This is a genomic window from Acaryochloris sp. CCMEE 5410, from assembly GCF_000238775.2.
Taxonomy (GTDB): domain Bacteria; phylum Cyanobacteriota; class Cyanobacteriia; order Thermosynechococcales; family Thermosynechococcaceae; genus Acaryochloris.
Map to the genome: position 1 here is coordinate 1,571,457 of NZ_AFEJ02000002.1, position 23,777 is coordinate 1,595,233.

The 23,777-nt window shown below is 49.2% G+C and carries 16 protein-coding genes, 1 other RNA gene and 2 pseudogenes; 12 read left to right on the forward strand and 7 right to left on the reverse strand.

Annotated elements, in window-relative coordinates; genetic code table 11:
• Positions 1-328 precede the first annotated feature (328 nt).
• Positions 329-2,353, forward strand: coding sequence for an Rne/Rng family ribonuclease (locus tag ON05_RS28105; protein ID WP_010476701.1), 2,025 nt, complete (start codon positions 329-331; stop codon positions 2,351-2,353).
• 15 nt (positions 2,354-2,368) lie between these two features.
• On the opposite strand, the gene ON05_RS28110 is transcribed toward ON05_RS28105, so the two are convergent.
• Positions 2,369-3,097 carry a dienelactone hydrolase family protein gene (locus tag ON05_RS28110; protein ID WP_010476702.1) on the reverse strand — a complete coding sequence of 243 codons (729 nt, stop codon included), beginning with the start codon at positions 3,095-3,097 and terminating at the stop codon, positions 2,369-2,371.
• Positions 3,098-3,288: 191 nt separating this feature from the next.
• On the opposite strand from ON05_RS28110, the gene ON05_RS28115 reads away from it, so the two are divergent.
• The 4 genes and pseudogenes from ON05_RS28115 to ON05_RS28135 all read left to right on the forward strand — a co-directional run bounded on the left by ON05_RS28115 (position 3,289) and on the right by ON05_RS28135 (position 8,092).
• Positions 3,289-4,305 (forward strand): GntR family transcriptional regulator, encoded by a 1,017-nt coding sequence (locus ON05_RS28115; RefSeq protein ID WP_010476703.1) that lies wholly within the window; start codon positions 3,289-3,291, stop codon positions 4,303-4,305.
• A 233-nt stretch (positions 4,306-4,538) separates the two neighbouring features.
• Complete coding sequence (locus tag ON05_RS28120) at positions 4,539-5,798, forward strand: VWA domain-containing protein (protein ID WP_010476704.1); 1,260 nt, start codon at positions 4,539-4,541, stop codon at positions 5,796-5,798.
• A 61-nt stretch (positions 5,799-5,859) separates the two neighbouring features.
• Positions 5,860-7,363: pseudogene (locus ON05_RS28130) on the forward strand (site-2 protease family protein).
• Between the two features lie 177 nt (positions 7,364-7,540).
• Positions 7,541-8,092: a tetratricopeptide repeat protein gene (locus ON05_RS28135; protein WP_010476706.1), complete on the forward strand. Its 552-nt coding sequence runs from the start codon at positions 7,541-7,543 to the stop codon at positions 8,090-8,092.
• An 11-nt stretch (positions 8,093-8,103) separates the two neighbouring features.
• Here the strand turns inward: ON05_RS28135 and ON05_RS28140 are convergent, their stop codons facing one another.
• From ON05_RS28140 to ON05_RS28150, 3 genes are all read right to left on the reverse strand, one after another.
• The gene (locus ON05_RS28140) at positions 8,104-9,657 is read right to left on the reverse strand and encodes a pitrilysin family protein (RefSeq protein ID WP_039781132.1); all 1,554 of its coding nucleotides are present in this window, start codon (positions 9,655-9,657) and stop codon (positions 8,104-8,106) included.
• A gap of 23 nt (positions 9,658-9,680) precedes the next feature.
• Positions 9,681-11,315, reverse strand: a complete 1,635-nt coding sequence (locus ON05_RS28145; protein WP_010476709.1) for a DUF3747 domain-containing protein — start codon at positions 11,313-11,315, stop codon at positions 9,681-9,683.
• Positions 11,316-11,683: 368 nt separating this feature from the next.
• Positions 11,684-13,765: a substrate-binding domain-containing protein gene (locus ON05_RS28150; RefSeq protein WP_010476711.1), complete on the reverse strand. Its 2,082-nt coding sequence runs from the start codon at positions 13,763-13,765 to the stop codon at positions 11,684-11,686.
• Positions 13,766-14,217: 452 nt separating this feature from the next.
• Here ON05_RS28150 and rnpB point away from each other — a divergent pair.
• The 3 genes from rnpB to ccsB all read left to right on the forward strand — a co-directional run bounded on the left by rnpB (position 14,218) and on the right by ccsB (position 16,516).
• Positions 14,218-14,631: RNase P RNA component class A (gene rnpB / locus ON05_RS28155), an RNA gene on the forward strand.
• A gap of 55 nt (positions 14,632-14,686) precedes the next feature.
• Positions 14,687-15,430: a ribonuclease III family protein gene (locus tag ON05_RS28160; RefSeq protein WP_010476713.1), complete on the forward strand. Its 744-nt coding sequence runs from the start codon at positions 14,687-14,689 to the stop codon at positions 15,428-15,430.
• Positions 15,431-15,514: 84 nt separating this feature from the next.
• Positions 15,515-16,516 (forward strand): c-type cytochrome biogenesis protein CcsB, encoded by a 1,002-nt coding sequence (ccsB, locus tag ON05_RS28165; protein WP_010476714.1) that lies wholly within the window; start codon positions 15,515-15,517, stop codon positions 16,514-16,516.
• A 35-nt stretch (positions 16,517-16,551) separates the two neighbouring features.
• On the opposite strand, the gene ON05_RS28170 is transcribed toward ccsB, so the two are convergent.
• Entirely contained in the window at positions 16,552-17,871 is a 1,320-nt protein-coding gene (locus tag ON05_RS28170) for a DnaJ domain-containing protein (protein WP_010476715.1), read from the reverse strand.
• Between the two features lie 268 nt (positions 17,872-18,139).
• Between ON05_RS28170 and tilS the strand changes: the two genes are divergently transcribed.
• Positions 18,140-19,156, forward strand: a complete 1,017-nt coding sequence (gene tilS / locus ON05_RS28175; RefSeq protein ID WP_029315411.1) for a tRNA lysidine(34) synthetase TilS — start codon at positions 18,140-18,142, stop codon at positions 19,154-19,156.
• 253 nt (positions 19,157-19,409) lie between these two features.
• A pseudogene (locus ON05_RS28180) lies at positions 19,410-20,475 on the forward strand (ISKra4 family transposase).
• 369 nt (positions 20,476-20,844) lie between these two features.
• On the opposite strand, the gene rppA reads toward ON05_RS28180, so the two are convergent.
• Entirely contained in the window at positions 20,845-21,570 is a 726-nt protein-coding gene (gene rppA / locus ON05_RS28185; protein WP_010477896.1) for a two-component system response regulator RppA, read from the reverse strand.
• An 88-nt stretch (positions 21,571-21,658) separates the two neighbouring features.
• On the opposite strand from rppA, the gene ON05_RS28190 reads away from it, so the two are divergent.
• Positions 21,659-21,880 (forward strand): hypothetical protein, encoded by a 222-nt coding sequence (locus ON05_RS28190; protein WP_010477894.1) that lies wholly within the window; start codon positions 21,659-21,661, stop codon positions 21,878-21,880.
• Here the strand turns inward: ON05_RS28190 and ON05_RS28195 are convergent.
• Positions 21,851-22,561 carry an HAD-IA family hydrolase gene (locus ON05_RS28195; RefSeq protein WP_010477892.1) on the reverse strand — a complete coding sequence of 237 codons (711 nt, stop codon included), beginning with the start codon at positions 22,559-22,561 and terminating at the stop codon, positions 21,851-21,853. The two genes, ON05_RS28190 and ON05_RS28195, sit on opposite strands and share 30 nt — an antisense overlap.
• Positions 22,562-22,624: 63 nt before the next feature.
• On the opposite strand from ON05_RS28195, the gene ON05_RS28200 reads away from it, so the two are divergent.
• Positions 22,625-23,776, forward strand: a complete 1,152-nt coding sequence (locus ON05_RS28200) for an alpha/beta hydrolase (RefSeq protein WP_010477890.1) — start codon at positions 22,625-22,627, stop codon at positions 23,774-23,776.
• The last annotated feature ends 1 nt before the right edge of the window (position 23,777 follow it).

Sequence of the window (23,777 nt, forward strand, 5' to 3'; positions counted from 1 at the left end):
AACCTACCGTTGATGCGAGGATATCCCGGTCAGTATTTACACCAATTTAAGGTTCAATCCTGTCGGTCTCGCCAGGCTCTTTGTAAAGATTCTCGCCACTTTATTCCTGAAATAGCCAGAATCACCCTACCCTTGCGAGAAGATCTAAAATCTTCTCAAAAAATCTTTCCATTTTTAGGTAACAAATCTACGATTAGTTTCCAATATACATTCAGTTTGCCTTCCCCCACTTTTGAACGTCCAAGCCCCACAATCCCTTTTGTTATTACGAGTTAAGCCCAGACATGAAACGTGTTGTCTGCTGGCTCAGTTTCTTTGAGGAATTTGAATGCCCAAGCAAATTATCATTGCCGAGCAGCATCGGATCGCTGCCGTATTTTCAGAAGATCAAATCCAAGAACTCATCGTTGCTACCGGCAGTCATCAGGTAGGAGACATCTATCTAGGTATCGTTGAGAATGTATTACCTGGCATTGATGCTGCCTTTGTGAACATTGGCGATGCTGAACGCAATGGATTTATTCATGTCAGCGACTTGGGTCCGGTGCGATTAAAGCGTAATTCTGGTGCAATTACCGAGCTGCTTGCCCCCCAGCAAAAAGTATTAGTCCAAATCATGAAGGAGCCCACAGGGACTAAAGGTCCACGGCTCACGGGGAATATATCTTTACCCGGTCGCTATCTAGTCCTTATGCCTTCAGGGCGGGGGGTCAACCTTTCTCGTCGCATCCGCGCAGAAGACGAACGAAGTCGTTTACGGGCTCTCGGTATTTTAATTAAGCCTGCAGGTATGGGCCTGTTGGTTCGCACGGAAGCCGAAGGGGTCGCAGAAGAAGCCATCATTGAAGATTTGGAACTCCTGCAGCGACAATGGGAAAGTGTCCAGCAGCAAGCCGCTTCAACTCGAGCCCCTGCCCTACTCGATCGAGATACAGACTTTATCCAAAGAGTTCTCCGGGACGTCTATAGCAGTAACGTCAATCGAATTGTCGTGGACTCTACCCCAGGGCTAAAACGGGTCAAACAGCATCTAGTCAACTGGAACAATACCGATAAATTGCCCCAAGGGGTGCTGGTGGATCAGCATCGTGAATCCACCTCCATCCTGGAATATTTCCGCGTTAATGCGGCCATCCGAGAAGCCTTAAAGCCCAGGGTTGACCTACCATCTGGTGGATATATCATTATTGAGAAAACGGAAGCCCTCACTGTTGTTGACGTCAACTCCGGCTCTTTCACTCGCTCCGCTACCGCCCGAGAGACTGTTTTGTGGACCAACTGCGAGGCTGCTGCAGAAATCGCTCGTCAGCTGCGATTACGGAACATCGCTGGTGTGATTATTATCGACTTCATCGATATGGACTCTCGCCGCGATCAGCTACAAGTCCTAGAACATTTCAACAAAGCCCTCAAAGCTGACAAAGCTCGCCCTCAAATTGCTCAACTAACCGAATTAGGCTTAGTCGAACTAACTCGCAAACGACAGGGACAAAATATTTACGAGCTATTTGGGACTCCTTGCCCTGCCTGCAGTGGTCTTGGACATCTGGTCCATCTGCCCGGTGAAGCGGCACCAACCGTCGGTGAAGTGGAATGGTCTGAACCCTCCAAACCTTCACTCACCAGTACATCCGGTGTTCCTCTACCCGGCATCTCGGCGAACTTAAATGATCAGATACCTCTCGATCCATCGGATGACCTACAAGAGCTTGATTTAACCAATCATCCTAGCTACCAAGAACGAGGCAATCGTCGACGCCGACGCCGGTCTCGATTAGGGGATAATTTGTCCCGTGAATCCCTCAGTCCTCGTTTAGTTCGTAATGGGTCTGCCTCCGATTCTAAACCCATTAAAAGCACGAGCGATACCAATGGCTCAAGCTCTAGCAAGAGCGGAGGAAATGAACGGTCTCGGGGTCGCTCCAGTACTCGTCAGCGTCAAGAAATGCCCCCAGAAGTCATCTCAGTGACCATGACTCCTGAAGAACAAGATATCTACGCTTTTATGGGCATTTCACCGACGGTCCTATTCCCAGGAGAGATAAAAAAACCTAAATCAGCCATTGTGGAAATCCTCGCACCAGGGGAGACCCCATCTACGCCTGATACAACAGCAACCAAAGTTATCACCAAAGAACTAGTCGTTGCCAAAGACACCAAAGCCGATGCGGATGATGTTGACACAACCAAACCGGAAGAGACTCAAGTTGAACCCGTCTTGGTTGCCACACCTGAACCGACCGAAGAGAAACCAGCTGACCCCGCTCGCACGTCCACTCGTCGCCGTCGTCGCCGCTCTTCCGCCTCATCGGCCAAGCAGCTTTCCTTAGACCCGAATGAAAGTTCTGAATGACGGTTGGACACAGCCTTATAAATACTGCTTGAAAAGCTGTTGAACCTGGAGCCAACTCTGAGCTGCCGCTTCAGGCTGATAGCTGGCCCGCTGATCACAGAAGAAACCATGGTCGGCAGGGTACATAAACACTTGATGACGGATCTGGTGTGCTTGCAACTCAGCCTGAATTTGCGCCACATCCGTAGGTGGAATCAAAGGGTCCTCAGTGCCAAAAAAAGCATAGAGCACCCCTGAAATTTGAGGGGTTAAGGATAGCGTCGGCGCTCCCCCTCCTGGTGTCATCATGGTGATACCCGCCCCATAGAAGGATGCTGTCGCCTGAATCTCTGGCAAAGTCGCTGCTAAATAGGCGACATGTCCACCAAAACAGAATCCAATGGTGCCAAAAGATGATTGAACCGGTTCTTGTTGCTGGAGATAAACCAACGTAGCTCGGGTATCACTTAACAAGTCAGCAGCGGTCGTTTGATTTTTATACGTTCTTCCTAGTTCTAAATCAGCAGGACTATACCCCACTTCAAATCCTGGAGCTTGGCGTTGGTAAAGGGCAGGGGCAATCGCCACATAGCCCAGCTGAGCGATCCGATCCGTAACAGATCGGATGTGCTCATTGACCCCAAATACTTCTTGAAAGACAACAATACCTGGCCAGGTCCCCGCGCCGATCGGTTTGGCCACATAGGCTTCTATGGGGATATCTCCAGTATGAAGGGTCACCGATTGGGCTTGAGTTTCTACCACTACACTTCTTTTCCCCTGGATTACGCCATGTCTAGTGTCTCGAAATATCTGGGGTTTGGGAAGGGATTTGACGATGAGAATTGATAGGCTTGGCAACTGAACTCTTGCAGAAAGAACTGATTTAAGTCTGTCAATCCTTCTCTTCAGCTCATATGATAGAGGGATTGCTGCTTTCACATTGCCCTTGGCCTATGATGGTCCAGTTTAAAATTCAGCCGGATAGCGAGATTCCGGCCTCGACGCAGTTATTTAACCAAGTCTGCTTTGCGATCGCATCTCGGCAGTTCGCCCCTGGCTACCGACTCCCCAGTACTCGACAGCTGGCCATGCAAACGGGGCTTCATCGCAATACGATCAGCAAAGTCTATGAACGCCTCGAAAATGCGGGCTTTGTAGAAGCCCAAGTGGGATCTGGGATTTATGTTCGAGCCTTAGGCCAGGAATCCTTACCGATCACGGAAGAAGAAACGGCCACTCCGGTTCCTGAACTGATTGAGCAAAGTTTAGACGGCTTTCTTCAACGAGGCTACACCCTCAAACAGGTAGAAGAACTATTTCTCAATGCCATCACTGAGCGTCTGCGGGCCAGCACCCGCGTCATAGTCACCGTCCCTAAGCATGACTGGGGGGCGGGTGAAATTATGGTGCAGGAGCTTCAGCAAGCCTTATCGATCACCATTCAGTTAGTGGCCCTAGAAGAGCTAGCCACGGACTTAAAAATCCGTAAAGCAGCGACGGTGCTGACGGTTCGCTATTTTGCCACCCAAGCCGAAGAAATTTTGGCCGATGTGCAGTCCAAACACAAAGACCCCAAAGCTTTTCGCATTATCCCCATCGACATTTATGACTACTCGGAGGAACTTGAGCTGATTAAAGCCTTACCCGAAGGCAGTCGTCTGGGGTTAGTCAGTCTCAGCCCTGGCACCTTAGGGGTTGCTGAAGTCATGATTTATAGCCTTCGGGGGGAAGATATTTACGTCATGAGTGCTGAGTGTAAGGATACCTACAAACTCAATGCCGTTATCCGCCATGCTCAAACCATTATTTGCGATCAAGCCAGTTTTGATCCCTTAAAAGCCGCAGTTATTGCAGCAGAACCAGATCTAATTCGTCTCCCTAAGCTGGTGTGCTGTCGCAATTACATCGATCCACAATCCATTGAATTATTACAGCGAGAATTAGGCATAGAAGATCCATCTAACGCTTAAATCCGTGTTTATTATCCTTTCTTTACTGCAGCTTATATTTTTCTAGACCAAAGGATAAACCCTGTCATCAAAGTCTTTTTACCGAGATGCTTGAGCCCCACCAGTTCGAGTTGCAAAAACTTAGGATAAAGATGTAAAGGGTTCATGTAGTACTGAGTTAGAGTTGGCAAAAATCGCTAGACTAAACCCAATTCCAAGAAGCAACCCACATTCTGCATTACGAGAAACCAACCATGAACGTCAGCCTCAGTCTGGCCCTAAACGATGACCAACTTGATGCATCCCAAGGAACGCAACAACGGCAATTATCCATTGCTGTGTCTGCCATTCACGACACGGGATTGAACAATGGCACTCGCAACGCGCCCTTGAACCTCTGTCTGATATTGGATCACAGTGGCTCAATGACGGGCCGTCCGTTAACAACGGTCAAAGAAGCGGCCCAAAGCCTGATCGATCGACTCAATCCTGGCGATCGCATTGCTGTCGTAGCCTTTGATCACCACGCCAAAGTCCTGGTGCCCAATCAACTCGTGGAAGACCCCGAGCAAATTAAAGCCCTGATCCAAAGGCTTGAGCCTAAAGGGGGCACTGCCATTGATGATGGTATGAAGCTAGGGATTGAAGAGTTAGCGGTCGGTAAACAAGGCACGATTTCCCAAGCTTTTCTGCTCACAGATGGTGAAAATGAACATGGCGATAATCAGCGCTGTCAACAGTTTGCTGAGCTAGCAGCAGGGTATAACATAACACTCAATACCCTAGGCTTTGGCAGTCATTGGAATGAAGATGTCCTGGAAGGCATCGCGGATTCTGGGGGAGGAAGCCTCTCCTTTATCGAAAAGCCAGAGAATGCCGTAGATGTGTTCAATAGCCTGTTTACCCGCATTGAGACCGTCAGCTTAACCAATGCCCATTTCTTAATTTCCCTAAACCCCGGGGTCCGGCTGGCGAATCTCAAACCTGTAGCTCAAGTCACCCCCGAGACCGTAGAGCTACCAATTACAGAGGAAGGCGAGTTGGCCATTATTCGGATCGGAGATCTGATGACCCAAATGCAACGGACGGTACTAGCCAATCTTTATATTGACCAGCTCCCATCAGGTCGACAGACTATTGCTACCCTTCAGGTCCGCTATGACAATCCTGCGTTGGAACAAACGGATCTGCTCTCCGAGAAAATCCCGGTTGAAATTGAGGTGACGGAAAGTTATCAACCCTCTTCGAACCCAGACGTTCAGAAAAATATTTTGGCGTTAGCCAAATATCGTCAGACGCAAATTGCAGAAACAAAGCTGCAGGAAGGCGATCGTGCGGGTGCAGCAACCATGCTGCAAATGGCCGCAACTACTGCCTTGCAAATGGGGGATGAAAATGCTGCCACAATCTTACAAGGCAGCGCCACTCGTCTACAGGCAGGAGAAGAGCTGTCGGATAGCGATCGCAAAAAAACCCGCATCGTGTCCAAAACGACATTACAAGCCCCTTCCTAACCCGTAGAGCGATGCTCGATCCATCTGCCACGCTGCTCACATCATTCACCCAACAGCACCTATGACTGGCTTACTTTTTTTGGCCGCTTTTGTAATTCTCGGAGTCGGCTATCAACGCGCCCGTCCCATGGGACAAATTGGCGTTTTAGCCTGGTTTCAATCCCTGGTCCTTATGGGACCCTGGCTGCTCATGTTTGGTCTGCTTAGTTTGGGGATTACCCTCAATCTAGCGAGCGTTCTGTTGATGGTCGTCTTGTCTGTTAGCCTCTATATCATCCTAGGCCGACGATTACGCTCTTTAGCCAATCAAGACTCCCAGCAGGTTCGTCCCCCAAACACCCCAGATCGCTCTTCCACAGAATCAGCAACAGCCCCTAACCCAGATAATCCTACTACTGATAGCAAAGCCCCCGAGTCTCAGCCCTTGAGGTTCCCCAACGACAATTGCCCCGCCTCCCATTTCAGCAGACGATCTCAAAGCCATCCAGGGAATCTTTGGCATTGACACTTTTTTTGCCACAGAAACCATTCCCTATCAAGATGGGGTGATTATTCAGGGAAATTTGAGAGGAGATGCCCCCACCGTTCATTCCGAGTTAACCCAACAACTCGAATCAAGATTGCCAGAGCAGTATCGTTTATTTCTGGTCGAGAATACGGACGAAAAACCCATCGTCATTGTCTTACCGCGACGCAACGATCCAAAAGTCGGTGGGTGGACCCAAAAGCTGTTTGCAACCATTCTCAGTTTAGCTACCATTGGATCCTGCCTTATTACAAGTGCCTTTTTATTGTCTTTCAACCTCGTTGAACAACCCGAGCGGTTATCAGAAGCACTCCCTATCGGCTTAGGATTAGTGGGCGTGTTAGTCGCCCATGAAGTTGGCCATCAGATTAGTGCCCAACGCTATCAGGTGCGTTTAAGTTGGCCCTTCCCTTTTCCAGCCCTACAAATTGGTTCTTTTGGTGTCTTTAATCGGTTTGAATCTCTACTTCCTAATCGCCAAAGCTTATTTGATATCGCCTTTTCTGGCCCGGCTGCTGGGGGTTTATTTTCTCTCACATTGCTTATTTTGGGATTAATTTTGTCCCCGTCCAGCCCTATCTTACCCCTTGATATTTCGTTTCTGAGAGGGTCGATTTTAGTGGGGATGTTAGCGCGTCTGTTCTTGGGAGATACCTTGCAAGTCTCCAGCATCTTGGTTCATCCCTTAGTCGGTGTAGGCTGGATTGGCCTAGTTATAACAGCCCTGAATTTAATGCCTGCTGGCTCTTTAGATGGAGGACGGATTATTCAAGCCATCTATGGACGAAAAATTGCGCGTTTAAGCACCTGGATTACCCTTGTGATACTGGCTCTGATTGCCATCGCCAACCCCATTGCCTTGTATTGGGCCATCATTATTTTGCTCCTTCAGCGAGATTTAGAACGTCCCAGCCTTAATGAGCTTACGGAACCAGATGATACCCGAGCAGCATTAGGATTAGCGGCTTTATTTATCATGGTGGCCATCCTTATGCCGCTTTCTCCAAGTTTAGCGACCCGTATTGGTATTGGTACGTAGTAGCATGTCTAACCATAAGGCATAGCAATGAGGATTAATTAGGTGAGCAAGGCAAACGGACGTCGAGGCTTATCTGATTCTCATCAGGGTTGGCCTGAGCTGAGAGACGTGGAGAGTGATGAATGGCTAATCTAGCATCGAGCATTCCCCTGCCATACACCAGTCTCAGGTGAATTCATGCAACGTTCCCATGCCAAGTCGGTCATTCTCTTTTTGCTAATCAGCAGTTTATGGCCCATCCCTGGGTTAGGACAGAGTCAGGCTACACAGATCTCGCTAGACCAAGCCAAGCAGGAGCTCAAGGCAGGGCAATATAATCAAGCTGAAATTCATCTACGTCAGATTGTGCAAGATCAACCTCAGTCGGCCGAGGCCTATTTCAATTTAGGGCTAAGCCTACATCTACAGCTCGAATTAGACGAAGCGATAAAAACCTACGAACAGGCGATCCAACTTGACCCCACTTACGACCGCCCTTATACCAATATGGGGTTAGCGTTGATTGAAGCCAATCAACTGGATGAAGCCAGTACTGTATTCAAACAGGTCTTATCTTTACCAGAACGCCCCGAACAACCTGCTAGCATCCACACCTTGGCCCACTACAATTTAGCCATTATCCTCAAACGGCAAGGCAAGCTAGATGCTGCACAGCAGGAGGTTCAGGCAGCTCTAGCCATCACACCTGGTTTTACGCAAGCTCAAACGCTCCAACAAATGCTGAACTGAAATACTCGCCTTTATTTCCCCTTGGACAAGATATAGCCCACGGTGCGATTTTCAGGCTTAAAGGTCGCTTGGGCAATGCGCTGAACATCTTCTGGAGTAACTGATTCAATCTTTTCAAGTTCACTAAATAGATTGCGCCAATCTCCAGTTTTGACTTCATACTCTGTCAGCAGCCTTGCCATACCGCTATTCGAATCTAGCGATCGCAATAGGCTAGCCCGAGCCTGGGTTTTCAGACGATCCAAGTCTTGAATATCCACCAATTCCGTTTTGAGTTTTGCCAACTCAGCATTCAACGCAGTAGCGACTTCATCTACCGTATGTCCAGGGGCTGTTAACGCGTAGAACAACATCAGGTTCGGATATTTGTCCCCAGGGAAGCCACTAAAGCCTTCGGCACTCAAGGCAATCTTCTGCGATTCCACTAAGGACTTATAAAGCCGAGATGTGCGGCCATCACTCAGCAAGCTAGCAATCAGTTCATAGATGACATGATCTGGATCGCTAATGGCCGGACGATGATAGCCTTCTAGATACCAAGGTTGGGACTTTAGCTCCAGAGTGACAGACTTTGTTTTCTGCTGTGGAGGTTCTACCTCCGTGACTTTAGGCGGCTGCGATCGCGACTTGAAGCGGCCAAAATAAGTTTTCGCAAGCTTCTTCACCTCTTTGGGATTCACATCTCCCACAACGGCAATAGTTAAATTACCAGGGCCATAGTAGGTATCAAAGAAGTCTTGAACATTCTGGCGAGTTAAATTGCGAAGATCTTTTTCATAGCCAATCACCGGCTGCAGATAAGGGTGGATATCAAAGGCTTCGCCTAAGAAGACTTCCACCATTTTGCCGATGGGGGAATTATCCGTGCGTAGCCGCCGTTCTTCTAAGATGACTTCTTTTTCCTTATAGAACTCCCGAAAAACAGGCTCTAAGAAGCGCTCTGATTCCAAAGACATCCAGAGTTCCAGCTTATTGGCAGGCAAACTATAGAAATAGCGAGTCGCATCTGAAGAGGTCGTGGCATTAAGGCCCACTCCCCCTTCTTGATTGATAATTTGGCCCATCTCATTTTGCTTGACCAGTTCCCCGGCTTGCTTGGAAACTTCAGCAAATTCTTGGGTTAAGGATTGGACAGCTTGCTCATCTTTTTTTGCTTTAGCCGCTTGGATTTGGTCAAAGAGTTTGTCTTGCTGCTCTAAAAGTGGCTCTTCAGACTCATAGTCTGTCGCACCAATCCGGCGAGTGCCTTTGAACGCTAAATGTTCTAGATAATGGGCAACCCCCGTTTGTCCCACTGGTTCATCAGAACCACCCACATCTGCATAAGTATGCAACGCAACAACAGGTGCCTGATGTCTTTCTAGAACAATAAACTTCAGGCCATTTTTGAGCCGGAATGTTGTCACCTTATCCTTGACACGGTCCAGATAGGGTTGGATAGATTGACCCACTTCTGCTGGAGGGGATTTCGGGGTTTCTGCCCAAACCGGTTGACTATAAAGAGCGAGGCTAACAAAGGCAGCCAATAGCAACAAAGCAATTTTGTGTAATCTAGACAACCGCATTCTCCTTTGTAATGGCGTCGGAGTTACTGAGTTTTCTCCAGAATCGGGTTCATCCCGTGACGTTGGATCAGTTGCATTCTATCTTGCGCTTCTCGCACAGAGGCAAATGACCCCACTTGCATCACGGATCGTCCTTTGTAGGAAGATCGAAATGCACCGGGAACCAACCCTTTAAGCTTACTTTTTTGACGGGAGTTAAAGGCTGACACGACGACTCGATATCGCGGTCCCAATGCAATCGTGGAGGAGGGGGGTGCAGGGGGTAAACCCGCTCGAAGATTATAGATATCAGAGCCTTTATCTGCTCGACCTATGGGAATTCGAGAACCTGGTACCGGGAGCACACCTACCAGAGCAGGCACAGTTCTTAGGGCGAGACGACGCCGACTATCTTTGATGACCTCAGGCTTTAAACCATTTCGTTCCATCAGCTTAACCATGCGTTCCAGTTTGGAGCGACTGTCAAATAACCCCACTTGCATCACGGACCGCCCCTTATGGGAGGATCGAAAGGCATCGGGGACCAGAGACTTAATTTTAGATTTTTGTTTGGTATTGCGAGGTCTAACAACCACCCGATACAGGGTACTAGACTGGCGGGCAGCTGATTGAAACCGACGCCCACTGTCAGCGGATGGGGAAGGAACCGGAATATCTACACCACGACTAGCAATTGAAGAAGGAGGGACGGCAGCAATTCGAGACGGCCCATTTTCAATCACCTCTGGCCTCAAGTCATTGCGCTTCAACAACTTGACGATGTTATCGACTTTGGAGCGGCTATTGAACAAGCCGACCTGCATCACCGAACGACCTTGGTAGTTGGATTGAAATGCATCTGGCACTATTGATTTGATGCGAGACTTTTGCTGACTATCATAAGGCTCAACGACAACGCGATAGAGAAAGCCTGACCGTGAGGCTGATGCAGTCCGAGAAGGAACAGGAATATCGACGGCTCTCTCAGGGGAAGGGGGCACAATAGGCTCCCTCCTCGCGGATGATCGCGGGGGAGGAGATAAGCGCCGTCCTGCAAAAACAGCCGGCTGTGCTTGCTCCGTATTGAGATAAACATGGCCTAGGGTTTTGCCATTGTAGGTCCGTTTAGCAAACTGCCAGCCCGAATTTAAATGAATTTTGAGCAAGCCAGAACTCATGCCTCCGGTCCTACCGATGACCATGGGTTCTCCTAACCGGCGAGAACTAGGCATACCTAGCAACAACAGCTCATCCCCTTGTTTCTGCAACGTCAATTGGTAATTTAACCCTAGATCTCTACCTGCCTGACGAATAGAGTAGCCATTGCTATCGGTGCTGCGACCACAAATTCCCGTAAAGTCGAACTGGAGCAACAGGGGTTCAATTTCCGTTGGACTCGATCCATGCTCTTTCCAACATTTTTTGCTGCTAGAAATTTGCTCCAGGATCAGCAGATTGTAGTAGCCTCGATCGCGGGGGACTGCAACCGCAATAAATTTATTTTGGGGAACAGCTGTTTTTCCAAAGGTAGCGGCTAATAAGGTTTGAGGGCTGCGTTTACTCTCTAATAGGTCTGGATTTGTAGTGGGTATTCCAACTGCGATCGCAGGTAAAGTCGTCGCAAATGGAATGGCAGCAGCAGCGAATGCCGTCAACCTATGAAGAGATAAGTAATGCATGGGGTTGTCTCCAGCGCCCTGATTGATGACGATGAATGCTCTTTAAGTATTATTCCCAAACTAAAAAAAAGAAATCAGTCAGATCTAGGTTGAAGCTTGAGTTTTACAAGATTAACTTAAACCTTTGGATTTTGAAGTGGATTTTTTGTTCTCGGTTATAAAACAGAACATTTATCAGTTTGAGTCGGTTTCTAACTCTGGATAGAGTATCAGAACCCGCTCCAGATGGATAGTACCCAAAAAGCCTTTATCACCTACCTGTCGAAGCAACGGCAACTGAAGTTCCCAACGGTAAGCAATTGGGGCAATCCCAAGGACAAATAGCTCAGAACCACTCCATTAAATCTTTTCGCACAAAAAATCTTTGATCAGCCTTCCTCTTCTTCCTGAATCCAAGTTTCTTTGGGATCCGGCGTTTGAGACATCTGGGGATTCATCCCTTCAGGAAAGTCCTCGTCTTGTATCCAAGTTTGCCTTGGATCTGACGTTTGAGGCGCATCCATCGCGGGGGATAGCTGATCATCTTGAATCCAAGTTTGTTTTGGATCTTGCAGTTGAGTCGGCGGCGAATCGATGCCAAACGGATTATCTACCGCTTCCATCCAAGCCTGTTGAGGCTCCTGAAGCTGGGTTGGACTAGAGTCTTGGAGTTGAGTTGAACTGGAATCTTGAAGTTGAGTCGGATTTGGTTCTTGCAATTGGGTAGCGCTGAGATCTTGGAGCTGTGTCAGACTCGAGTCTTGGAGCTGAGTTGGGTTAGGCTCCTGCAGTTGGGTGGCACTCAAGTCTTGGAGCTGAGTCGCCGTTGGGTCTTGGAGCTGAGTCGGGTTCGAATCCAATGGATCGTATAGCTGGGTTGGGCTTGAATCAAGGTCCTGTGCGGCTGCCAGATCTTCACTGTCAGGGACTTGAAGCTGAGTCGCCGTTGGGTCTTGGAGCTGAGTCTTTGGGCCTCGCTGGGATGGCGGCGTATCCTGCAGTTCAGTTTTAGGATTTTGAATGCGAGTTTGTGCCTGTAACTCCCGAGACGTAATATCCACCCACTCATCCGGGGCTTCTGGTTCCATTTCAGGAATCTGCAGCTCAGTTTCTGATCCTTGCAGCTTCGTTTCAGCTGGCATAGCCATCTCGTTAACTGCCCCTGCCGTCGCCGCCCCCAACACCACATTTTCAGGGGAAAGAGGACTACCGCCTTCCTCACCCACTGGCCCTGAAGGGGATGGAGTTGGGGGCTCTTGTAACGCTGTTTCAGGCGCTTGAATCCGAGTTGGTCTTATTTTTTCAGCATAATTGGGGGCCGGTCGCGGTGCTGGTTTTGGCTTAGATTTTGCCAGCAATGTTTTCAATACACCACCCACGAGTCCCCCCAACACCAAAACCATAAGAGCTATGGGTAGCCACCCTAGTCCGCCAGACGTATCTTGAGGGTCTCCTGCCGTCTCTGTGCTCGCAGATGGTGGGTCCGTACCATCTGGACTAGAACCATCCGATGATGCCGACGGGGGATTGCCTGATTGAGCATAATCCGCAGATCCAGCATTGGCATCTGTTTTTCCGTCCTGGGCAGAATCCTTCGTCGATGAACCATTGGCGCTGGCGTCATCGGATATTGCAGGTTGGGTCTTCGCTTCAGCAATCGCATCTTGTCCCGGAGCAGAGGCCACAAAGTCGAGAAACGTCTTAGTCGAGGCAGTGGGCGTACCTTGATAGACATAGGTAAAGGGCTGAGAAAAGGGATAGCGCGGATCATCCGGCAAAGTGTTGTACATGGAGAGGGGACGAATCGCTTCAGCTTCGCCAATCTGGCTGGCAAGGGCATAGCTAATGCCATCCTTACCCAATTCATCCATCAGCGCCGAAACGTCATCTTGATCTAACTGCACAATTTGACCGCCCGCTTCAAAGTTAGCGGCTCGGAATAATTCATAGGTTTGTAGCGTACTTTGAAGATTGCTGGCTATCGGACGATGAATCACACGGATAGGGGCAGAGGGTCCTCCCAATTCGGACCAGTTCGTAATTTCTCCCCGAAAAATCTTTACCACTTGGTCAATAGTTAACCCCTTGGCAAAGGGATTATCTTGGCCTACCACAATGGCAATTTTTTCCCGGGTAACGGGGACTTGGACTAAACCCTGTGCTTTCTCTTCCTCAGTAAGGAGACGGCTAATGGCCGCTAAATCAGCCTGTTGACCTTTGACCTGGAGCGGAGCATCAGCCTGCTGGCGCTTAATCTCAACCGTCGTATCCGGGGTTTGATTTTCATAGTGCTGCTTGAGCGCCTGATTAATCGGAGCCATGCGGGTCAGATTGTCGATGCGAATGGTTGTCGCCCCTTCCTGAGCTTGCACCCGTTGCCCAACCGATTCCGGCAAAAGGATTGCCGAGGAGACCCCCAACGTGACCACCATCGCTAGCTGGGAAATAGAAGTAGATCGTTTGGGTCTCATGTACTCAGCCTCCAACAAAATATATAGGCGTTAGTAACCAGTCGCGTTAAATCGATATTGACCGTCGTCCATTGATCCTGCTGCCAGCATCATGTCCTGAGCACTATCTCTGGGGATACTGGCAAGCATTAAAATATGCGCCTACCAAGCCTACTCCAGAGAATAATTTGGCCATGACAAAGCAGTTGGATATTAACAGTCACTTAGGAAAACTCCAAGAGTGAAGAGCATACCGAACTGCTGATCGAGTTTGCACAGACCAATTATCACAACTCTAAGGGCAGTCTCGTAAAATCACTTTTATTTTTAAGGTTTTCTCAAGTGCATATTCAATGTCGCTCAAGCTCAAGGTCGCTTAAATCGTTGATCGTTCAGTAGCTGGGTTAAACCTTGGGGGGCTAACCCGTCCGGATCGATGGGCATATATCTATGTAGACTAGGTAAAAGATGGGAAGAGTAGGAGTAGGTGGTTGCGGACTTGCGATCGCAAGTCTGAGGAAAGTCCGGGCTCTCGAAAGGCCAGACTTGCTGGGTAACGCCCAGTGCGGGTGACCGTGAGGAGAGTGCCACAGAAACATACCGCCGATGGCTTGTTTCGCTACAGGATAGCCAAACATTCACAGGTAAGGGTGCAAGGGTGCGGTAAGAGCGCACCAGCAACGTCGAGAGGCGTTGGCTCGGTAAACCCCGGTGGAGAGCAAGGCAGAGGGCAACGGTTGGTCTTTTCCCCGCTCTCGTTTGTAGCGCCGCTTGAGGCGTCTGGTAACAGGCGTCCCAGATAGATAACTACCCTCTTTCGACCAAACATGGGCAAATGTCCAGGTGGAGGAAGAGAACAGAACCCGGCTTACCGCCTGCTCTTCCCTCTGTTCTAAGGGGGTATTCCCTTTGCTTTAAACTTCATCTTTACTTCCACTATCAATGGCCAGTTGCCCTCCTCAACGACAACGACAGCTCGAAAAATTGATCCTGCGACTAGGGCTGCCTGGGAATGCCCCTATTCGCTGGGATCTTCTCGATCTGGCCCTGACCCATCCCTCTGCCTCTGGGCAGGCCAATTATGAACAATTAGAATTTGTGGGCGACGCCGTTGTCCGTCTCTTAGCTGCTGTTCTTTTACAGGCAGAGAACGTTCAGGGATCCGTGGGAGAATGGTCTGCGATTCGTTCCGTCTTGGTCAGCGATCGCCACCTAGCGACCCTAGCCGCTAACTATGGTCTGGATCGATTTCTACTGCTAGGTCCCAGTACCCTGAAGGATCGCCGAGGCCAAGACTCTCGACTAGCCGATGCGTTTGAAGCCGTCTTGGGGGCCCTTTATCTCAGCACCGGTGACCTCTCGCTAATTCAGCCCTGGCTCCAAGATCCTTTGCGAAAAAAGGCAGAGCAGGTCAGAATCGATCCCGCGTATCAGAACTATAAAGCGGCCCTCCAGCAATGGACTCAGGCCGTTTATCAACAATTGCCCGAATATCGAGTCCAAGAGACTTCACCTCCATCCCTGGATCCTAGTGACGTGATGGCTGACCGCTTTACCGCCGAAGTCTGGCTGCAAGAGGAATTATTGGGGGTGGGGAAAGGGCACTCTATCAAAGCAGCGGAGAAAGCCGCAGCCCAAATAGCCTTTTTAAAAGTCCAGTCGCCGTTGGCCGAGACTGAGTTTTAGGTTTCAACAGTCCCTTTTCCATCATTCGATAGGATAATGGATATATATCTACGGCTCAAAGATTCATAGAAAAGGATAAAAATGATGGATCTGGTCCTACTCCAGAATAAGCTTGATAATCTTTCCTTCGCGGTCTTGTTTGTAACCATGTTGGTCTATTGGGGAGGACTTGCCTTTCCCAACATTCCGTTTTTCCCCACCTTGGGAACCGCCGGAATGGCCATCGCGAATCTATGTATGGCTTGCTTACTCGGCGCTCGTTGGATGGAAGGGGGCTATTTCCCCATTAGCAACCTGTATGAATCTTTATTCTTCTTAGCCTGGGGTGTCACCACCATTCATCTCTTAGCCGAATGGCTCAGTCGGAGCCGATTGGTCGGAGCTGCAACTGCGCCCGTGGCCATGGGGATCGCTGCCTTTGCAGCTCTATCTTTACCTGATGAGATGCAATCCTCAGCGCCCTTGGTGCCTGCCCTCAAATCGAATTGGCTGATGATGCATGTCAGCGTCATGATGCTGAGCTACTCGGCCTTGCTTGTGGGGTCTTTATTAGCCATTGCCTTTTTAATCGTGACCTTTGGTCAGCCCGTAGAACTCAAAGGCAGCTCGATTGGCACCGGCAGCTTCCGCAAGCGAGAACCTCAAGCCCCCGCCGCTTCTGCCGCCAGCAACTTGGATGATGGATTATCGATGGGTTCAGCTCAAGCCACTGCTGTGCTCACTCCCGTCTCTACTCCTCAAGCGCCTTCTTTTTCTCTAAACCGCATGAGCCTGGCAGAATCCTTAGATAACCTGAGTTACCGCATGATTGGATTGGGATTTCCCCTATTAACCGTGGGAATTATTGCCGGTGCTGTATGGGCGAATGAAGCCTGGGGGGCACCCTGGAGCTGGGACCCCAAAGAAACTTGGGCTTTAATTACTTGGCTCGTATTTGCTGCCTACCTCCATGCCCGGATCACTCGGGGGTGGCAAGGGCGACGCCCAGCCTATTTAGCTACAGGGGGATTTTTTGTCGTCTGGGTATGTTATCTAGGAGTCAACCTATTAGGCAAAGGATTACATTCCTATGGCTGGTTCTTTTAAGTCGTTCCAGTAGATCGTTCAAAATACCCTCAAACTTAAACCAATTGCAGCATCAATGCTCGATACAGCAAGGCAGTCACCCCATAGCTAATCATCACAATTGTGGGGACTGCCAGGGCTGCAATGGGTTCCGCAATTTTGCCAATTTTGGTGTAGCCACTGTATAAGCCCAGAATGGCAAAACTGGAAGCAAACAGACTCAAGGCAATCAACTCAATTTGACCGAGCTGCATCGCCAAGCCGCAAAGAATCGCCCAGACGCCCACGGGCAACATGGCCGACCCAGCAACCAGCAAATCTCCAGACCAGCTGCCACCCTTTCCCACCATCCGCCGAATAAGACTGCCCGCTAACACTAGGCTAGAAAAAGCCACTAAGCTAAGCAGCATCACTTGGGAATCAGACACGGTCCAGGTTTCTGGGGCAAAGAGATGGTTCCCTCCCACCACACAGCCCATAGCCAGCCCCGCACCAATCAAGCTAATACCAATGGATTGATACGGCAACTGACTTTGCCACACCTGTAGGGCAGCACCACTGGGATTCACCAGCAGGCGAGGTAAAGTCGTCAAAGCAGTAGTTGCCAAAATTGCCCCATTTCGAGGCAGATTCAAGAGGATATTGGCGGGCTTGCGATTGAGATCTTTGAGGGTGGCGATGGCCCGTTGGTAGTGACCAATATGCCCCTGTTGTCGGAACAAACTCGCAGCTGCTTGCAGATCACGAATCGCCAAGCGCTCTTTCACTTTGATATAAGCGATGCCTCGGTGATAAAACGCTTGGGCGTAGTCTTTTTCGAGGGCAATGGCTTGGGAATAGGATTCAATAGATAAATCTAAATGGCCTAACCGATAGCAAGATCGTCCTCGAAAAAAGAAGGCTTGAGCCGATTGGGGCTGAATGCTCAAAATATGATCACAATCTTGCAAAACTTCCCGATTATGGCCGAGGGCAAACCGAGCTTGACATCGCCCCATATAGGCTTCTAAATAACGCTTATCGAGATGAATCGCTTGGGTAAAATCGGCAATCGCAGTGGCATAATTTCGTCTATTTGCCTTCTGTACCCCTTGCATAAAATACTGTTGAGCATCTTGGAGAACAACAGAACCAGGTTCTTCAACAAATGGAGATCGAGGACCATCGTTATGATCATAAATAACCCGCTGATCACGATTACTCAGAACTTCATAGGCCGTACATATTTTTTGGAAAACCTCTGCAGCCCTAGGGTTATTGGGATTTAAGTCGGGATGATACTGGCGAACCAGTCGACGAAAAGCCGTTTTGATATCTGCTGGAGTCGCCTGTGGAGACACCTGCAGCACACTGTAATGATCTTGTGAGTCCACCATGAAAGTTTTGGAAGCTAAACCGTTCGACAACTGATTGAGGATTTAAGATGTGATCTTGCTTACACGCTCTTCTTCCCAAGTATGGCATTTCGGTTAAAAGATGTATCTATCAGCCCAAAATTCTTATTTTTCTTAGTATTTGTTTCCATTCCCAAAAATTGTTGTGAATAGACTTTACTCTAGCCTTAGAAAAATGCTTTCAACCCTTAAGTTTATCTGCAATAAATGAGGTCTTCCCCAAAATCAAGCTTCCTCCTAGAGACCTGTCGTGATTAATTCTGCTCCTTGGACTCCGCTTCATGCTCATTTGCACCACATCCTGAAAGTACGGCAACTTTTGCCCATGCAACAGCGAATCTTAATCGCTCTTTCGGGTGGACAAGATTCATTTTGCCTCTTACAGCTTTTAGTTGACCTACAGCCCAAATGGGGTTGGCAACTCGCCATTGCCCATGGCGATCATCGCTGGCCTCTAGATTCTGATGCTAACGCCCACCATGTTACTCAAATTGCCCGCCAATATCAGTTGCCCTACTTCCTACGCCAAGCCACCACGGAACTCAGAAGCGAAGCCGCCGGACGCCAATGGCGATATCAGATCCTGACAGAAATTGCCCAACAGGAAGCATATCCCCTGGTTGTCTCTGCCCATACTGCCAGCGATCGGGCAGAGACCTTGCTCTATAACTTAATACGAGGCAGTGGTACAGATGGCTTACAAGCCTTAAGTTGGCAGCGTCCTCTCTCAGATCGGGTGATGCTCGTGCGGCCTTTACTCGAAGTGACGCGGGCCCAAACCGGAGAATTTTGTCAGCATAGAAATCTGCCGATCTGGCAGGATGCCATGAATCAAAACCTTGTCTATCGCCGTAATCGCATTCGGCTAGAAGTTCTCCCTCATCTTAAGACCCATTTCAATCCTCAAGTGGAAACCACCCTGGCTCATACTGCAGAGATCTTGCAAGGTGATGTTGATTTTTTAGAAACAGAAACCCAGAAACTATTGGCGATTTCCCTGCCTAGTTCCCCTCCGGTCTTATCTGAAACAGAACAATATTGGGGGTATATTGATCGGGATACCCTCCAATCTGCTCCCCTGGCATTACAACGCCGAGCCCTGCGTCATTTTTTGCAGCAGGCTATCGATATGACTGCTAATTTCCAACAGATCGAAAAAGTGATGGCTCTAGTGAAAGCGCCGAATCATTCCCGCACTGATCCGCTGAAAAAACAATGGGTAGCAGAAGTCATTCAACCCTGGATAGTGATTCGCTCCCTTTCATAACACCAGTTGCCCTAAGAAATGGTGTAAAAGCAACATTTACATTCAGAGCAGATGACAGGGCCAATTAATGGGCTAAACCGATTACTGCCTGCAAGACAAGAAGGCCAAACTGAGATTAATTCCCCTAAAAATCGTTCGCATACCAGAGTAGGTCAATAACAGGAGAAGGGTAGCTGTTAACAGGGAGCATGTCACCTTTGCAGATTGTTTTGAAATCGTTCAGGATACAAGTGTTGCCCAGAAGTCTTCATCAATGAACTCCGAAAAAGCAGCTCAACTCAAAGTCCATCTTGATGCGATAGCCCAATTACTGTACGAAGAAAGCGATCCAGAGAACCTGAAGACGCTAGAAGGTATTGAGATGACGGTGCGTCAGCAAATTCAGACCCATGTCAGTCCCGAACTCGGTCATTTTTTATCCGCACAGCTACTGGCACAGCAGCAGGCCGCAACCGACGCCTGAAAGCACCTTGGGCGTTCTAAGCATTACAACTCAACAGGCACAGCATCTAGCCGTTTCCCCCTATCGTCAAATCAGTCCTCATTTAGAGAATTGTTGCTTGCGCATCAGTGCCAATGTCTCCTATGCTCAAACTGCTAAAGATGTGGCTTATTTAACTGGGATTCAGGTACCAGCCAAAACCCAGCAGCGATTGGTGCATCAACAACGGTTTCCTACCCCCCAGGCTCATGAAGCTTTAACCGAAGTGAGTGTAGATGGTGGCAAAGTGCGCATCCGCACCCCTTTAGGACACCCTTGTCAGTGGAAAGACTATAAAACCCTGGCAACGCATGTGGGACTCATCGCGGATTATCACAATAATGCCCGGCTCATTGACTGGACTCACCAGCAACCGTTAGCCTCTCCACTGACTTGTTTAGGGGATGGTCATGATGGCATTTGGAATATCATTCGTCAGCTGAGCATACCTGAGCAACGGCGAGAGATTCTGGACTGGTACCATCTGGTGGAAAATCTTCATAAGGTCGGTGGGTCCCTCAAACGTCTGCACCAGGCTGAGCAGCTCTTATGGCAGGGGAAGGTTGATGAAACCTTGGCTCTATTTGAGTCATTGAAGAAAAAGCAGGCCCAAGTCTTTTGCAACTATGTTCGCAAACATCGGCATCGGATCGTCAATTATGACTATTACCAGAGTGAGCAAATCTGCTCTATTGGGTCTGGGGCTGTTGAATCTGCTATCAAGCAGATTAGTCGCAGAGTCAAAATTTCAGGGGCGCAGTGGAATGAAAGTAATGTCCCGCAAGTGCTGGCACATCGGTGTGCTTACCTCAATGGCTTAATTGGAATGCAAAGGTGACATGCTCCCTGTTAACATCCCATGACTTCCATCTACGGTGAGAATCTAACCTAGATAATTCATCATTTAATCCATCTCACTGCCAGTCGGTGGCAATCGTCAAAGCCTTAAGAATAGGGGCCTGAACCTTTATTAGATCCCTCACTTTTCTATGCGTAAATCGGAACAGATTAGCGCGATCTGCTATAGGTTAGAAAAGTGAGGTGACACTCCAAAAAGTGTCACTTTTCTGTCATTCAACAACATTCTTCAAGATATTCTAAAGCCAGTGAGGAGTGATTCAGATGAAAAGCTCTTGAGGTCGAAACACGGCAAGACTCTCAAGAGCTTTTTTATTTTTAAATATCTGTTATTCCATCATCACAAATATTACGGTTCCGTCTCTACCTTGGACCCAAACCAATATCCTTTGCCATAGATCGTATGGATGAGCGGTGGAGAGTTTTTGGCGGCAATTTTTCGACGCAGCAGCCGAATTTGGGCGGCTAAGACATTGCTACTCGGTTGATCGCCACTCGGCCATAGATGTTGGTAAATCTGGTCATGGGTGAGCAGTTGGTGAGGGTGTTGCATCAGATAGGTCAGCAGTTGACTCTCTTTTTCTGACAAGGTGATTGCCTGTCCCTGACAATAGGCAATTTGGCTTTCCAAATCCAGTTCTAAGCCTTCCATCTGGATGCGCTGGGACAAGGATTCCGGCGATGTTTGCGAGAACTGCTCACTCCGACGCAGAAGCGCCCGCACACGTGCCAGTAGCTCTCTTAATTCAAAGGGCTTGACTAGGTAGTCATCTGCACCCGCATCCAGGCCTTGTACCCGATCGTCTAGGGTATCTTTGGCGGTCAGGAATAAAACGGGGGTGAGTTGGGATTGCGATCTCAACTCCTGACACACTTCAATCCCCGACAATTTGGGCAACATCCAATCCAGGATCAGTAAGTCATACAGGAGTCCCTGTCCGATCTGGCGCTGCACCGCGAGTAAAGCGGCTTCCCCATCATTGGCAACATCCACGCCATACCCCTCTCGCTTGAGCAGACGGCTAAGGGCATCGGTTAGTTCAACCTCATCATCAACTAGCAAGATTTGACTCATCGATCACACCAGCAGCTATCTAGCCAGAGCATAGGGTACTGTTAAGGGAAGATCCCCAGCATTGCCCCAGGTAGGATTACACAGGATTATGCCACAACCCGAAAACGCCTCTCCTCAAAGTGGGAACAGCAGTCTCGGCTTTGTCCTCAAAGTCTTGGGCCTTTCCACTATCCTATCGGTTGCCATCAAAGCTTTAGGTCCCCTTCTACCCATTTCTGGCTCCAATCCCTTGGCTTTGGGGGTCGTACTCACACCTTCCCTGGTGCTTGGGGGGTTGTTACTACTCCGAGGTCAACGTCAATCGGGATAGATCTGTAATTTCTGTATAGGTCGGTCCTGGGGGAGTTTTGCCAGATCGGTTTAACCACAAACCTCTCAGTCCGGCCTGTTCAGCCCCTTGATAGTCATCCTCCCAACTATCACCAATATGCCAAGCCCCGTTCATCCTGTCGGGATGTTTGGCTAACGCAACGGTAAAGACCTGAGGGTCTGGTTTGGCAGCACCGACTTCGGTAGAACTGGTAACGGTGTCAAAATAATCCCTCAGGTTTAGGGCGGCCAAAACTGAATGTAACCGACTGTCAAAATTAGATATCACCCCTAATTGAATGCCTTGCTGCTGCCATTGTTGAAGAACCTGCGGCACTTCAGGATAAACAAACCAAGGGTCGGGGGTGGCGAAGTGATCAAACAAAATTTGAAAGAAATCATCAAAATCGGCAAAAGCAGAAAAGGCATCTACCTGTTGAAAGGCACGGGTAGCCACCGCCTTCCACCAACGCAATTCCTGGGCAGGCAAGTCTGATGGCGCAACCCCTGGGAAGGCCGCTTTCGGGGCGGAGAAGAAGCTTTCGATAAAGGCTTGATTCAAAGATTGGGGGTCAACCTGAACCCCTGCTTGGGCCGCAAAGCGGCTATAAATCTCTCCCACCGTCCCCTGTACCCCAAATAAGGTACCAACGGCATCGAGAAAAATAACAGAGGGCTTCATAGGTTAGCTTGGGAATAACGGTAGCGGATAGGCCATCGATCATGGTACCAGGGCGAAACACGGATGAATCATTCCCATAAACTTCTGGCCAAAGCGGGGCGGGTCCTGTTGGGGCTTCTGATCAGCCTGGTGTTGCTGGTTATGGTTTTACATGGGTTACAGATCATCAATGCTTGGCAACTCCCCCTGAAGCCGGTTCTGGCCTTTTTAGGAGGTGGCAGTCTGTCCTGCTGGATAGCCGCCCAGATCATGAAGGGGTGGCATCAATCTCCGCGGGCAGCCCCTCGAACACTCCGTTGGCGGCGGAGAGTGCTCTTTATCAGTCTTTTTTTGCTGATTAGCCTGAACGCCAGCACTTATTTGGCTGCCTATACCCTCACCCATGTTCGTGACCCAGGACAGTGGGGGCTGGGCTTTCCTAAACCCACTAATATCCGTACACCCCAAGAACGGGGCCTATCCTACTCCACCCATCGATTGCCAATCAATTCATCTGCCTGGCTAGAAGCCTGGCTGATTCCAGCGACAGGCACTCCTGCTCAAGGGACAGTGGTGATGTTTCCTGGCAATCGCAGTACGAAGGACCGGCAGCTCATCGGTCCTGCCCAAACTTTTTCGCAGTTAGGCTATAACTCCCTCCTAGTCGATTATCGAGGAGTGGGCGGTTCCAGTGGATACAGCACAACGGTAGGGATGCGAGAAGCGGAAGATGTCGTCGTCGCATTCAACGCATTACCTGCTCTGGATTTACAGCCACCCGTCATTGCCTATGGCGTGTCTATGGGGAGTGCAGCGATACTGAATGCGATCGCAACTCAAAACCTCCAGCCCGATGCCATCATTATTGAGCTTCCTTTTGCCCGATTTATTGATGCCGTCCGTAGCCGCCTACAACATCACCAGATCCCTCCGTTTCCTTTAGCAGAATTACTGGTCTTTTGGGGAGGCGTACAGCATGGTGTCAATGGATTTAGCCATAATCCCGTTGAATTTGCCCGTGCTATCCAATGCCCCACCTTAGTGATGCAGGGCCAGCAAGACCCTTGGACTACCGTGGCAGAAGTCAAAACCCTCTTTCAGCAAATCACCGCCCCCAAACAATTGGTGATTGCACCAGATGGAGGACATCACCAACTGATTGGGATTGATCGAGCTTTATGGGAAACCAGCCTGAGTCATTTCTTACAATCGATCAACGCTGATCGGGAGTCATAGA

Coding starts and splice junctions, on each gene's coding strand:
- rppA (WP_010477896.1), bottom strand. CDS start 21,570: ATGAGTCAAATCTTGCTAGTTGATGATGAGGTTGAACTAACCGATGCC.
- ON05_RS28195 (WP_010477892.1), bottom strand. CDS start 22,561: ATGAAGCCCTCTGTTATTTTTCTCGATGCCGTTGGTACCTTATTTGGG.
- ON05_RS28145 (WP_010476709.1), bottom strand. CDS start 11,315: ATGCATTACTTATCTCTTCATAGGTTGACGGCATTCGCTGCTGCTGCC.
- ON05_RS28170 (WP_010476715.1), bottom strand. CDS start 17,871: ATGGTGGACTCACAAGATCATTACAGTGTGCTGCAGGTGTCTCCACAG.
- ON05_RS28160 (WP_010476713.1), top strand. CDS start 14,687: ATGGCCAGTTGCCCTCCTCAACGACAACGACAGCTCGAAAAATTGATC.
- ON05_RS28140 (WP_039781132.1), bottom strand. CDS start 9,657: ATGCGGTTGTCTAGATTACACAAAATTGCTTTGTTGCTATTGGCTGCC.
- ON05_RS28135 (WP_010476706.1), top strand. CDS start 7,541: ATGCAACGTTCCCATGCCAAGTCGGTCATTCTCTTTTTGCTAATCAGC.
- ON05_RS28120 (WP_010476704.1), top strand. CDS start 4,539: ATGAACGTCAGCCTCAGTCTGGCCCTAAACGATGACCAACTTGATGCA.
- ON05_RS28190 (WP_010477894.1), top strand. CDS start 21,659: ATGCCACAACCCGAAAACGCCTCTCCTCAAAGTGGGAACAGCAGTCTC.
- ON05_RS28115 (WP_010476703.1), top strand. CDS start 3,289: ATGATGGTCCAGTTTAAAATTCAGCCGGATAGCGAGATTCCGGCCTCG.
- ON05_RS28105 (WP_010476701.1), top strand. CDS start 329: ATGCCCAAGCAAATTATCATTGCCGAGCAGCATCGGATCGCTGCCGTA.
- ON05_RS28200 (WP_010477890.1), top strand. CDS start 22,625: ATGAATCATTCCCATAAACTTCTGGCCAAAGCGGGGCGGGTCCTGTTG.
- ccsB (WP_010476714.1), top strand. CDS start 15,515: ATGGATCTGGTCCTACTCCAGAATAAGCTTGATAATCTTTCCTTCGCG.
- ON05_RS28150 (WP_010476711.1), bottom strand. CDS start 13,765: ATGAGACCCAAACGATCTACTTCTATTTCCCAGCTAGCGATGGTGGTC.